The following is a 12,664-nucleotide window of genomic DNA, read 5'->3' as shown; positions in this document are numbered from 1 at the left end:
CGCTGGGCTGGTGTTTACAAGGGCGACTGTGAAAGGGCCAGTTGATGACGGAAACACTGTGGGTCTTTGGCTATGGTTCGCTGATCTGGGACCCCGGCTTTCCGGTGGCCGAACGGGTCGTGGCGCGCGCCGAAGGCTGGCACCGCAGCTTCTGCATGCGCTCGATCCACCACCGCGGCACGCCCGAGCGGATGGGCCTGGTCCTGGCGCTGGACCAAAAGCCCGGTTCCTTCTGCGACGGTGTGGCCTTCCGCGTGAACCCGGGGGCCGAGGCGGCGACCCTGGCCGCCCTGCGCGAGCGTGAGCTGATCTCTTCGGCCTATCTGGAGGTCTGGCTGGACCTGACCACCCAGGACCAGGCCAGGATCAGGGCGCTGACCTATGTCATCGACCCCGACCATGTGCAATATTGCGGCGGGCTGACCCTGGCCGAGCAGGCCCGCACCATCGCCTTGGCCCATGGCAAGCGCGGGGCGAACCGCGACTATCTGTTTGCCACGGCAGCGCATCTGGCCGAACTGGGCATTGCCGATGCCGATCTGGACCAACTGGCCACAATGGTCAGGGAAATCGACGCCTGAGCCGCTTTCGCTTGGCAGGCGGGGTGGGCCTGCTATGTTGTTGCAAAGCAGGCAAACCGGGCCAAATTCAGGCATGACACAGCAAGATTCCGCAGCCATCTCTTTCACGCAACCGGTCCGCCAGGTCCTGGCCATGCTGGTGGCGCTGGCCCTGGTGGGGGCGGGCGGCTGGCTGATCCGCGATGAAGTGCTGCAGATCCTGCACACCAATCCCTGGCTGAACGCCTTCATCATCGGGGTCTTCACCCTGGGCATCCTGACCTGCTTCTGGCAGGTGCTGATCCTGATCCAGTCGGTGCGCTGGATCGAGAATTTCGCCAATGAAGTGCCCGGCACCGAGGACGCCCATCCGCCCCGGCTTCTGGCGCCGCTGGCGGCCCTTCTGCGCTCGCGCGAGAGCAAGCGGCAGATCACCTCCTCCAACGCGCATTCGATCTTGGAATCGGTCGCAACAAGGATCGACGAGGCGCGTGACATCACGCGCTATCTGACCAACCTTCTGATCTTCCTTGGCCTTCTGGGCACCTTCTACGGCCTTGCCACCACGATCCCGGCCATCGTCAGCACGCTGAAATCCCTCGCCCCGCAGGCGGGCGAGACCGGGGTGGAGATCTTCACCAAGCTGATGGCGGGTCTGCAGCAGCAGCTGGGCGGGATGAGCACCGCCTTCTCCTCCTCGCTCATGGGGCTTGCGGGCTCGCTGGTCGTGGGGCTGCTGGAGCTTTTCGCCAGCCACGGCCAGAACCGCTTTTACCGCGAGCTGGAGGAATGGGTCTCTTCGATCACGCGGCTGGGCTATGCCGGGGGTGATGGCGAGGGCGGGGCGGATCAGGGCGTCATGGTCCAGATCCTCGACCATATGGCCGGCCAGATCGAGGTGATGCAGACGATCTATGCCCAGGCCGAGCAAAGCCGCCTGCAGGGCGAGGACCGGATTGGCGAACTGGCGCAATCGATCCGCCGCCTCGCCAAGGGGATGGAGGCGGAAAGCGGGCAGGTCGCGGCGCTGAACCGGATCGCGGCGGGGCAGGAGAAGATCCTCGCCGCCCTGACCCCGACCGAGGGGGCCGCGCAGGGCTATACCGATGCCGAAAGTCGGATGCGGCTGCGCTCGATCGACGTGCAGCTGTTGCGCATCCTCGAGGAAATCTCGGCCGGGCGGCAAGAGAGCATCGCCGACCTGCGCAGCGATCTGACCGCGCTGACCACGGCGATCCGCGCCCTGTCGCGCGGTACGGTCGGGCGGGGCTAGACCATGGGTCTGAGCCGCCGCCGCCGCGAGGGGCCGAATATCTGGGCGGGCTTCGTCGATGCGGTCACCACGCTGCTGATGGTGCTGATGTTCGTGCTGACCATCCTGACGGTGGCGCAATCGGTGCTGCGCGACACGATCAACACCCAGAGCAGCGAGCTGACCCAGCTGAACGACCAGGTGGCGCAGCTGGCCAATGCCCTGGGGCTGGAAAAGGCCCGCTCGACCGATTTGTCCAACCAGGTCGGCACCTTGCGCGCCAGTCTTGATACGGCGGTGGCAGAAGGGCAGAAGCAATCGGCGCTGGTGGCGAACCTGACCACCGAGCTGACCGCCAAGGAGGGCGAGCTTTCCGCGGCCCAGGGCAAGATCGCGAGCTTCGAACAGCAGGTGGCCGGGCTTCTGGCGGAAAGTGCGGCGCAGAAGGGGCAGATCGGCACGCTGACCGCCTCTGTCGCCGATCTGCAGGCGGCCGAGTCCAAGCTCATCACCGAGAAGGAGGCGATGAACCTGGCACTCGCCAAGGCCCGCGACGAGATCAGCGCCGATGCCGAAACCGCCCGCCTCGCCGCCGCCCGCCGCGACGCGCTGGAGGCGCTGATCGCCGATCTGAAGCGCCAGGCCTCGGACAAGGACAGCAACCTCGCCGCCCTGCAGGGTCAGGCGACCACGCTGCAAAGCCAGCTCAGCGATGCCGAAAAGAAGCGTCTGGCCGATGCCGCCGCCGCCGATGCGCTGCGCGAGAAGCTGAAAAATTCGGACGCCGAACTGACCGCGATGACCCTCAACCTCGAGGCGCAGCGCAAGAAGGCCGAGGATACGCTGACCCTTCTGGCCGCCGCCGAAGCCGCCAAGGCCGCCGATGCCAATGGCCAAAGCCAGAAGGACGCCGCCCTGGCCGAGGCGCAGAAGATCCTGTCGCAGAAGGACCAGCAGCTGGCTGAACAGGCGCGCAACGTGACGCTCTTGAACCAGCAGATGGTGGCCTTGCGGGCGCAACTGGCGCAGCTGCAGGGCTTGCTGGATGCCTCGGCTGCCAAGGACAGCGAGAACAACGTGCAGATCCAGGCGCTTGGCAGCCAACTGAACGCCGCCCTGGCGCAGGTCGCCGCCGAACAGAAGCAAAGGGCGGAGCTCGAGGCCGCCGAGGCCGAAAGGCTGAAGGCGGAAAACCAGGACCTGTCGAAGTATCGCTCTGAATTCTTTGGTGAATTGTCAAAGCTTCTGGCTGGCCAACCCGGCGTGCGGGTGGTGGGGGATCGCTTCGTCTTCTCCTCCGAAGTGCTGTTCCAGCCCGGCGCCGCCGATCTGGCGCCCGAGGGCCAGGCGCAGATCGCCTCGGTCGTGGCGACGCTGAAACAGGTCGTGCCGCAGATCCCGCCGGGGATCAGCTGGATCATCAGGGTCGATGGCCATACCGATGACGTGCCCCTGTCGGGCACCGGGCTGTTCAAGGACAATTGGGAGCTGAGCCAGGCCCGTGCCCTGTCGGTGGTGCGCTACATGACCGATGTGCTGGGCTTTCCGCCCGAGAGGCTGGCGGCGGCGGGCTTTGGCCAATACCAGCCGGTGGCCTCGGGCGAGACGCCGGAGGCGCGGGCGCAGAACCGGCGGATCGAGTTGAAGCTGACCGAGCGCTAGGTCGGAGCGGGCAACGCCCCTCTTTGGCCGGAGAAGCGGGGGTTTCACACCCCCGCACCCCCGTGGGATATTTATGGACCAATGAAGGGGCTTGGGGACCCCTTCTTTGGGTCAGGCATGGATCGCGCCGTCACCGCAGGCGAGGGCGGCTTCGCGGACGGCCTCGCTATAGGTCGGGTGGGCGTGGCAGGTCAGCGCCACGTCCTGGGCCGAGGCGCCGAATTCCATCGCCACGCAGATTTCGTGGATGATGTCGCCAGCGCCCGGGCCGATGATGTGGCAGCCGAGGATGCGGTCGGTGGCGGCATCGGCGAGGATCTTGACGAAGCCTTCACCCTGGAAGACCGCCTTGGCGCGGGCGTTGCCCATGAAGGGGAATTTGCCGACCTTGTAGGCGCGGCCCTGTTCTTTCAGCTGTTCTTCCGTCGCCCCCACGCTGGAAACCTCCGGAGTCGTGTATATCACACCGGGGATTACCCCATAGTTAACGTGACCGTGCTTGCCAGCGACGTTTTCGGCAACGGCCATGCCCTCATCCTCGGCCTTGTGGGCCAGCATCGGGCCTGCGACCGCATCACCTATCGCATAGATGCCCTTGATATTGGTGGCAAAATGCGCGTCGGTCTTGATCGTGCCACGCGGGCCCATCTCGACCCCCAAAGTCTCAAGTCCTAGACCCGCCGTATAGGGTTTGCGGCCGGTGGCGACGAGGACGACATCGGCGGTGAGGGTCGCCTCGCTGTCATCCTTGCGCAGCTTGTAGCGGGTGGTGGTGCCTTCCACGCCCTGCACGGCAGCGCCGAGGATGAACTTGAGCCCTTGTTTCGTCAGGATTTTCTGGAAGGACTTCTGCACCTCGGCATCCATGCCGGGGGTGATGGCGTCGAGATATTCGACCACGGTCACTTGGGTCCCGAGGCGGGCATAGACCGAGCCGAGTTCAAGCCCGATGACGCCGGCGCCGATCACGGTCATGGTCTTGGGGATCTGGTCGAGGGTCAGGGCGCCGGTGGAGGTGACGACATTGACCTCGTCCACCGTGACACCGGGCAGCGAGGACGGCTCGGAACCCGTTGCAATGATGATGTTTTTCGCGGAATGGACCTCATCCCCGACCTTGACCTGACCGACGGCCGGGATCGTGCCCCAGCCTTTCAGCCAGGTCACCTTGTTCTTCTTGAACAGGAATTCGATCCCCTTGGTGTTGCCGTTCACCACATCCTGTTTATAGGCCTGCATCTTGGCCCAATCCACGGTGGGTGCTGCGCCCATCAGGCCCATTTTCTCAAAGTTTTCATGGACTTCGTGCAGGTGGTGCGTCGCGTTCAACAGCGCCTTGGAAGGGATGCAGCCGATGTTGAGGCAGGTGCCGCCGAGGGTGTCGCGCCCTTCGACCACGGCGGTTTTCAGGCCCAGTTGGGCGCAGCGAATGGCGCAGACATAGCCGCCGGGGCCGCTGCCGATCACGATCACATCAAACTCTGCCATGGTCTTTTCCTTCAGGTTCTTGGCGTCTTCCTTGCGTCTTCCTTTTGTCTTCCTTTGGTGAAGACAAGACTACAGCAAAGCGGCCAGCAGCATCAAAATGGTTGCAGTTTGGCCCAGGGCCCAGATCGCCGAGCGCCAGGGCGTCCAGCCCAAGGCGTAAGCGGGGATATAGAGGACACGGGCGGCGAGGTAGGTCCAGCCGCAGGCGGCGGTGAAGCTGGAGGACTGGTTGGACAGTGTCACCACCAGAACGGAGATGGTGAAGAGGATCAACGCTTCGAAATGGTTGTTCAACGCCCGCTGCAGCCGCCCCGAGACCCGCGACAGTGGCCGCGCCGGCGGCACATCGCGCGGGCTGCAGGTATAGGCCGGGGTCAGCTCCATATTCGCCGGGGCGGCGAAGAGGGCGAACTGGACGACCTGCAGCAGGGAGGCGAGGGAAAGGGCGGTGAGTTCGGGGGTCAATTTGGTGCCTCTTCCATCTTCAGTTTCCGATAGAAGACCCAATGAACCCCGGCGATCAGCAGCATTATCAGCGCTCCATAGATCGTGCGCTGGGTGGCAAACGCGTCGCGATCAGGGTTCGGCAGAAAGGCGAGCAACACGACCATGCAACCCGCAAGCAACCAGAATACCATGCGTTGGCGGGCCATCCTTGGCAGGAGTGCCGATTGCCGGAATGCAGCCAAGCCAAGGCGTAGATAGTACCAAATGCCGAAAGCGGCCAGAAGAGACAGCTGAATGGTGGCAGCCCAGAAATAGTCCGGGTCGGTCGCCCACGACAGAAGCATGCCGACCAGGACGAGTGTGCAGACCACCATGAAGGCGCACCACAGGATCACTGCGGTGCGCACGCCATTTTGTTGGTTCATGGTGGTCACTTTTCAGATCCAGCGTCTTACAGATCCATCAACAACCGGCGCGGATCTTCCAGTGCCTCTTTCACCCGGACGAGGAAGGTCACGGCGCCCTTGCCGTCGACGATGCGGTGATCGTAGCTCAGCGCCAGATACATCATCGGGCGGATCACGATCTGGCCGCCGACGACGACGGGACGGTCCTGGATCTTGTGCATCCCCAGAATACCCGATTGCGGCGGGTTCAGGATCGGCGAAGACATCAGCGAGCCATAGACCCCGCCGTTCGAGATGGTGAAGGAGCCGCCCTGCATGTCGGCCATGGTCAGCTTGTTGTCACGGGCGCGGGCGCCCATCTCGGCGATCTTCTTCTCGATGCCGGCAAAGCTCATCTGGTCGGCGTCGCGCAGGACCGGAACCACGAGGCCCGAGGGCGTGCCGACGGCAACACCCATGTGGACGAAGTTCTTGTAGACCACGTCCTGGCCGTCGATCTCGGCATTGACCTCGGGGACTTCCTTCAGGGCATGGATACAGGCTTTGACGAAGAAGGACATGAAGCCGAGCTTGACGCCGTGCTTCTTCTCGAACTGGTCCTTGTAGGTGTTGCGCAGCTCCATGATGCCCGACATGTCGACCTCGTTATAGGTGGTCAGCATGGCGGCGGTGTTCTGAGCGTCCTTCAGGCGCTTGGCGATGGTGGCGCGCAGGCGGGTCATCTTGACGCGTTCCTCGCGGGCGGCGTCATCGGCGGGCACCGGGGCGCGCGGGATGGCGACCGGGGCCGGGGTGACGGCGGCAGCGGCGGCCACGACCGGGGCGGCGGCGGCCTTGGCCACGTCTTCCTTCATGATGCGGCCATCGCGGCCGGTGCCGGTGACCTGATCGGGCGAAAGCCCGGCTTCGGCCATCGCCTTCTTGGCGGCGGGGGCATCCTCGACATCCTTGGCGGCGGCGGGCGCCGGGGCAGGGGCGGGGGCGGGCGCCGCAGCCGGGGCTGCCGGCTTGGGCGCCGCCGTCGCACCTTCGGTCACGATGGCGAGGCGGGCATTGGCCGCCACGGTCATGCCCTCGGGCGCCAGGATCTCGGCCAGGACGCCGTTCACCGGGCTCGGGACTTCGACCGAGACCTTGTCGGTCTCAAGCTCGCAGAGCATCTCGTCCTGTTTCACCGCATCGCCGGGTTTCTTGAACCAGGTCGAGACGGTGGCTTCGGTGACACTTTCGCCCAGGGTGGGCACCATTACGTCGGTCATAGTCTTCTCCTTGGACTCTCAGCTCAACGCGGCGTTGACGAGGGCTTGTTGTTCGGCCTTGTGGGTGCTGGCGAGGCCCGTGGCGGGCGATGCCGAGGCGTTGCGGCCGGCATAGCGCGGCCGCGTGGTCTTGGCGCCGATCTTGGTCAGCAGCACTTCAAGTTCGGGTTCGATGAAGAACCAGGCGCCCTGGTTCTTCGGCTCTTCCTGGCACCAGACGAAATCGGCATTCGGGAAGCGCGACAGTTCGGTGGTGAGCGAGATGGTCGGCACCGGGTAAAGCTGTTCGACCCGCAGGATATAGGTATCGGTCAGCCCGCGCGCGTCGCGTTCGGCCAGAAGGTCGAAGTAGACCTTGCCCGAGCAGAGGACGACCCGCTTGATCTGGTCATCGGCGACCAGCTGGGTCGGCGAATGGCCCTTCTGCGCATCGTCCCAGAGGACGCGGTGGAAGGTGGAACCGTCCACGAAGTCCGAAGCGTCCGAAATGCACATCGGATGGCGCAGCAGCGATTTCGGCGTCATCAGGATCAGGGGCTTGCGGAAATCGCGGTGCATCTGGCGGCGCAGGATGTGGAAGTAGTTGGCCGGGGTCGAGCAGTTGGCCACGATCCAGTTGTCATGCGCCGAGGATTGCAGGAAGCGTTCCAGACGGCCCGAGGAATGTTCCGGCCCCTGGCCTTCGAAGCCATGCGGCAGCAGGCAGACGAGGCCCGACATCCTGAGCCACTTCGACTCGCCCGAGCAGATGAACTGGTCGAACATGATCTGCGCGCCATTGGCGAAGTCGCCGAACTGCGCCTCCCACATGGTCAGGGCATTGGGTTCGGCAACCGAATAGCCGTATTCAAAGCCCAGAACCGCATATTCCGACAGCATCGAGTCGATCACCTCATACCGGGCCTGGCCGGCACGGATGTGGTTCAAGGGGTAGTAGCGCTCTTCGGTGACCTGGTCGATGAAGGCCGAGTGGCGCTGGCTGAAGGTGCCGCGGGTGCAATCCTGACCCGAAAGGCGGACCGGGAAGCCCTCGGTGACGAGCGAGCCGAAGGCCAGGGCCTCCGCCGTCGCCCAGTCAAAGCCCTTGCCGGTGGCGAACATCTCTTTCTTGGCGTCCAGCTGGCGCGCCACGGTCTTGTGGATGTCGAAAGCCTCGGGCACGCGGGTCAGCGCGGCGCCGACCTCGGCCATGGTCTCGGGCTTGATCCAGGTTTCGCCGCGCTGGTAGGAGGTCAGATCCTTCGGCTGCATGTTCTTCCAGCGCCCGTCCAGCCAGTCGGCCTTGTTGGGCTTGTAGGTCTTGCCGGCCTCGTATTCTTCGTTCAGGCGGGCCTGGAAGGCGGCCTTCATGTCGTCGATTTCGCCTTCCGGGATCAGGCCATCAGCCACCAGGCGCTCGGCATAGAGCTGCAGCGTGGTCTTCTGCTTGCGGATGCGGGCATACATCGCCGGGTTGGTGAACATCGGCTCGTCGCCTTCGTTGTGACCGAAGCGGCGGTAGCAGAAGATGTCGATCACGACATCCTTGTGGAACTTCTGGCGGAATTCGGTGGCCACGCGCGCGGCATGGACCACGGCCTCCGGATCGTCGCCGTTGACGTGGAAGATCGGCGCTTCCACCATCAGGGCGATGTCGGTCGGATAGGGCGAGGAGCGCGAGTAGCTCGGCGCCGTGGTGAACCCGATCTGGTTGTTCACCACCACATGGATCGTGCCGCCGGTGCGGTGGCCCTTCAGACCCGACAGGCCGAAGCATTCCGCCACGACGCCCTGGCCCGCAAAGGCCGCATCGCCGTGCAGAAGGATCGGCAGGACCTGGTGGCGGTCGGTGTCGTTGTACTGGTCCTGCTTGGCGCGGACCTTGCCCAGCACCACCGGATTGACCGCCTCGAGGTGCGAGGGGTTGGCGGTCAGGGAAAGGTGGACGGTGTTGCCGTCAAAGCTGCGGTCCGACGAGGCGCCGAGGTGGTACTTCACGTCGCCCGAACCGTCGACATCCTCGGGCTTGTAGGAGCCGCCCTGGAATTCGTTGAAGATCGCCTTGTAGGGCTTCTGCAGCACATTGGCGAGCACGTTCAACCGGCCACGGTGCGGCATGCCGAAGTTGATCTCGCGCACGCCGAGGCTGCCGCCGCGCTTGATGATCTGCTCCAGCGCCGGGATCAGGGCTTCGGCGCCATCAAGGCCGAACCGCTTGGTGCCCATGTATTTGACATGGAGGAACTTCTCATAGCCCTCGGCCTCGACCAGCTTGTTGAGGATCGCCTTGCGGCCCTCGCGGGTGAAGGCGATTTCCTTGCCGTAGCCTTCGATCCGCTCTTTCAGCCAGGCGGCCTGTTCGGGGTCCGAGATATGCATGTATTGCAGCGCGAAAGTGCCGCAATAGGTGCGCTTCACCATCTCGACGATCTGGCGCATCGAGGCCATCTCAAGCCCCAGCACCATGTCGATGAAGATCGGCCGGTCCATGTCGGCTTCGGTGAAGCCATAGGAGGCCGGGTCCAGTTCCGGGTGGTTGCCCCGCTCGACGATGCCCAGGGGGTCAAGGTCGGCGGCGAGGTGGCCGCGGATCCGGTAAGCGCGGATCAGCATGATGGCGCGGACAGAATCCAGCACGGCGCGGCGCACCTGGGCATCGGTCAGCTCGATGCCCTTTTCGGCGGCCTTCTCGGTGATCTTCTTGGACGCGGCCTTGACCTCGACCGGCCATTCGCCGGTCAGGGCGGCGGTCAGATCATCCGCGGGCTGCGGCGGCCAGTCCTTGCGGGCCCAGGACGGACCTTCGGCGGCGCGCTTCTGCTCCAGCCCGCTGTCGCCCAAGAGGCGGAAGAATTCGGCCCATTGCGCATCGACATTTGCCGGATCATCGGCATACCGCGCCGCCAGCTTGTCGATGTAATCGGCATTGGCCCCCTGCAGGAAGGAGGAGGCGTTGAAGGCGGCGTTGGGGGTTTGTTCGGTCATTGGAGTGCCTCCGAAGGGTTGGGGCGGGTGTTGGAAGGACGGGACATAAGCCAGAAGAGCGGCAGGGAGCAGATCAGGATAAACAGATATAGGTGTGCTCCGATCTGTTTGCCCATCGCCCCGAAGGTTTGCGGGGTTGCGTGGGCAAGGAAGCCGCCGACGGTCATCAATATGATGAGCAGGATTGCGACCAGAAGGGGCAGCAAAAACCACCAGGCGGACCGAGAGATATCGTGCAGGCGTCGCACGATCACGGCGACACCGGGAAGGACCAGCACCAACCAGGTCAGGTGATGCGCAACTGTGGCCCACATGTAGTTCGGGGGCGCGATGTCGGTCGCGCCGGAGGCCTGCGCATAGCCTTGGCGAAAACCGATGGGGAAGGCGACAAGGAAAGCAACCACTTCGGGAAGCAGAAGCCAAAACGCCGCAAACCACCAAAACTCGGAGCGGCTGGCCCGCCCCGAATATTGGAACGACTTGGCGAGACAGGTCGTGATGGCTTGCACAGGTCCCATTATTATCGTCCCGACACCTTCGTCGTGGATGCGTCAAAAAAGGCGGCACCTTTCCCGCACCGGAAGGCTGGCTGGTTGTCCGAGGTTGCCATGGCCCCTTGCGAAAAGGAGTCGGCGTTGGAGGGCTGTTCGGTCATGGCTCAAACCTTAGAGGTGAGATGGCGGCTTTGAGGGGCGAAAAAGCGGTCATTTGGGTTGCGTGTCAAAGGCGACGAGATGGACCCCATGTTGTCCGGCGATGGGAGGGGCCGCATTGAAGGTCACGAGATAGCCGGTTTTCTGGTCCACTACGGCGACCACGCCCGAGTTGGACAGGAGTTTTTCGCCAAAGCGGTCGACAAAGGCGCTGGCAAGCGTCCTGCTGCCTGTGTTGGTTCCAAAGACCATCGAGCACCGGCGATCCCCGCTCTTGCCCGCGATCTGGAAGGAAAGGTTCTCTTCCACGCTGTAGAGGGTCGATGTCCCCATCGGCGAGGGCACCGTCACGTTGTTCGCAGCCATTGCCGCCGTTGCGCCGTTGAAATGGTTGGGCGCGGTCGAGACACAGACCGCGTCGAACAGTTGCAGGCCGCGGGCGAAGGGGACGGCCTTGGGGTTGCCGGAGAAGACCCGCGACGTGGCCGGGGTTGCCGCGGCGGGCGGCTCGGAGGGTGCGCCTGCCTCCACACAGCCCGAAAGGGCGATGGCGAGGCAGAACAGCACGGGGGTCTTGCGCATCTCGGTCTCCTGCAGCCCTGCAAAAGGGGCAATCGTCACGGGAAAAGGCGGGGATGACCCCGCCTTTCGGGGTTACTTGCCCAAAGCCTTCATCACGGCCTCGCCCAGCGTCGCGGGGCTGTCGGCCACGATGATGCCGGCCATCTTCATTGCCTCGATCTTCGATTCCGCGTCACCCTTGCCACCGGCGACGATGGCGCCGGCGTGGCCCATGCGGCGGCCGGCGGGGGCGGTGCGGCCGGCGATGAAGCCGGCGGTGGGCTTCCAGCGGCCGCGCTTCTTCTCGTCGGCCAGGAACTGCGCGCCCTCTTCCTCGGCGGAACCGCCGATTTCACCGATCATGATGATCGAATGGGTCTCCGGATCGGCGAGGAACATCTCGAGAATGTCGATGTGCTCGCTGCCCTTGATCGGGTCGCCGCCGATGCCCACGGCGGAGGATTGGCCGAGGCCCACATCGGTCGTCTGCTTGACGGCCTCATAGGTCAGGGTGCCGGAACGGCTGACGACGCCGACCGAACCCTTGGAGAAGATGCTGCCCGGCATGATGCCGATCTTGCATTCACCGGGGGTCATGACGCCGGGGCAGTTCGGCCCGATCAGCCGGGATTTGGAGTTCAGAAGGGCGCGCTTGACCTTCATCATGTCAAGCACCGGGATGCCTTCGGTGATGCAGACGATCAGCTCCATCTCGGCGTCGATCGCCTCGAGGATGCTGTCGGCGGCGAAGGGCGGCGGCACATAGATCACGGTGGCATTGGCATCGGTGGCCTTCTTCGCGTCATGGACGCTGTCAAAGACCGGCAGGTTCAGGTGCAGCGAACCGCCTTTGCCGGGGGTCACCCCGCCGACCATCTTGGTGCCGTAAGCGATGGCCTGTTCGGAGTGGAAAGTACCCTGCGAGCCGGTGAAGCCCTGGCAGATGACGCGGGTGTTTTTGTTGACGAGGACGGACATGGTTTTTCCTAGCTCTGAAAGCGCGCTGCGAGCGCATTTGCTTCGGCCGTTGAAAGCTCGATTATTTTATCGTTTCGATCACGGTGGATCTTGCCAAGTGAGGCAAGTCCAGGAGGGGCATAAGCGTAACGTTGCGGTGCAAGTTCGTCCGTCGAAAGCGGATGAACTACCGCATCATGGAGAGTTCTAAGAAAAAGACGGTACGCAGCCTTTCTTTTGGACGGATCTCGGACTTGCGGCATTTCCGTTTCATCAACTCTCACCAAAGTGTAAGCGGCTGACAATGCGCTCTTCCCCTCGATGCCGTCATCGAACCAAACGTAGACTTCCGCTCCAACCGACGAGTGATCCAATTTGGCTGATTTCATTTTCGGTACGACGGCAGTGAAGTTGGAAATTGCGCTCCGCTTGATCTTGAGAAGGTATGCCACCG

The 12,664-nt window shown here is 63.8% G+C and carries 12 protein-coding genes; 3 read left to right on the top strand and 9 right to left on the bottom strand.

Annotated elements, in window-relative coordinates:
- The first annotated feature begins 44 nt into the window (after positions 1 to 44).
- The 3 genes from AC1DZT_RS17045 (at position 45) to AC1DZT_RS17035 (ending at position 3,474) form a co-directional block, all read left to right on the top strand.
- Positions 45 to 581 carry a gamma-glutamylcyclotransferase gene (locus AC1DZT_RS17045; RefSeq protein WP_478007839.1) on the top strand — a complete coding sequence of 179 codons (537 nt, stop codon included), beginning with the start codon at positions 45 to 47 and terminating at the stop codon, positions 579 to 581.
- A gap of 73 nt (positions 582 to 654) precedes the next feature.
- Positions 655 to 1,833 carry a biopolymer transporter ExbB gene (locus AC1DZT_RS17040; protein ID WP_478007838.1) on the top strand — a complete coding sequence of 393 codons (1,179 nt, stop codon included), beginning with the start codon at positions 655 to 657 and terminating at the stop codon, positions 1,831 to 1,833.
- Positions 1,834 to 1,836: 3 nt separating this feature from the next.
- Complete coding sequence (locus AC1DZT_RS17035; RefSeq protein WP_478007837.1) at positions 1,837 to 3,474, top strand: peptidoglycan -binding protein; 1,638 nt, start codon at positions 1,837 to 1,839, stop codon at positions 3,472 to 3,474.
- 111 nt (positions 3,475 to 3,585) lie between these two features.
- Here the strand turns inward: AC1DZT_RS17035 and lpdA are convergent, their stop codons facing one another.
- The 9 genes from lpdA to AC1DZT_RS16990 all read right to left on the bottom strand — a co-directional run bounded on the left by lpdA (position 3,586) and on the right by AC1DZT_RS16990 (position 12,662).
- Complete coding sequence (lpdA, locus tag AC1DZT_RS17030; RefSeq protein ID WP_478007836.1) at positions 3,586 to 4,962, bottom strand: dihydrolipoyl dehydrogenase; 1,377 nt, start codon at positions 4,960 to 4,962, stop codon at positions 3,586 to 3,588.
- A gap of 69 nt (positions 4,963 to 5,031) precedes the next feature.
- Positions 5,032 to 5,427 (bottom strand): MAPEG family protein, encoded by a 396-nt coding sequence (locus AC1DZT_RS17025; RefSeq protein WP_478007835.1) that lies wholly within the window; start codon positions 5,425 to 5,427, stop codon positions 5,032 to 5,034.
- Entirely contained in the window at positions 5,424 to 5,843 is a 420-nt protein-coding gene (locus AC1DZT_RS17020; RefSeq protein WP_478007834.1) for a hypothetical protein, read from the bottom strand. The genes AC1DZT_RS17025 and AC1DZT_RS17020 overlap by 4 nt, the downstream gene beginning before the upstream one ends.
- 17 nt (positions 5,844 to 5,860) lie before the next feature.
- Positions 5,861 to 7,075, bottom strand: a complete 1,215-nt coding sequence (gene odhB / locus AC1DZT_RS17015; protein ID WP_478007833.1) for a 2-oxoglutarate dehydrogenase complex dihydrolipoyllysine-residue succinyltransferase — start codon at positions 7,073 to 7,075, stop codon at positions 5,861 to 5,863.
- A gap of 18 nt (positions 7,076 to 7,093) precedes the next feature.
- Entirely contained in the window at positions 7,094 to 10,039 is a 2,946-nt protein-coding gene (locus AC1DZT_RS17010) for a 2-oxoglutarate dehydrogenase E1 component (protein WP_478007832.1), read from the bottom strand.
- Positions 10,036 to 10,548, bottom strand: a complete 513-nt coding sequence (locus AC1DZT_RS17005) for a DUF805 domain-containing protein (protein ID WP_478007831.1) — start codon at positions 10,546 to 10,548, stop codon at positions 10,036 to 10,038. The genes AC1DZT_RS17010 and AC1DZT_RS17005 overlap by 4 nt, the downstream gene beginning before the upstream one ends.
- Positions 10,549 to 10,743: 195 nt before the next feature.
- Positions 10,744 to 11,274, bottom strand: a complete 531-nt coding sequence (locus tag AC1DZT_RS17000) for a hypothetical protein (RefSeq protein WP_478007830.1) — start codon at positions 11,272 to 11,274, stop codon at positions 10,744 to 10,746.
- A gap of 72 nt (positions 11,275 to 11,346) precedes the next feature.
- Positions 11,347 to 12,231 (bottom strand): succinate--CoA ligase subunit alpha, encoded by an 885-nt coding sequence (sucD, locus tag AC1DZT_RS16995; protein WP_478007829.1) that lies wholly within the window; start codon positions 12,229 to 12,231, stop codon positions 11,347 to 11,349.
- Positions 12,232 to 12,239: 8 nt separating this feature from the next.
- Positions 12,240 to 12,662: a hypothetical protein gene (locus AC1DZT_RS16990; RefSeq protein WP_478007828.1), complete on the bottom strand. Its 423-nt coding sequence runs from the start codon at positions 12,660 to 12,662 to the stop codon at positions 12,240 to 12,242.
- Positions 12,663 to 12,664 lie beyond the last annotated feature (2 nt).

Source organism: Rhodobacter sp. P1_C2 (assembly GCF_056406375.1).
Note: the sequence above shows the minus strand (reverse complement) of the source record. Positions and strands in the feature narration are given on the sequence as shown.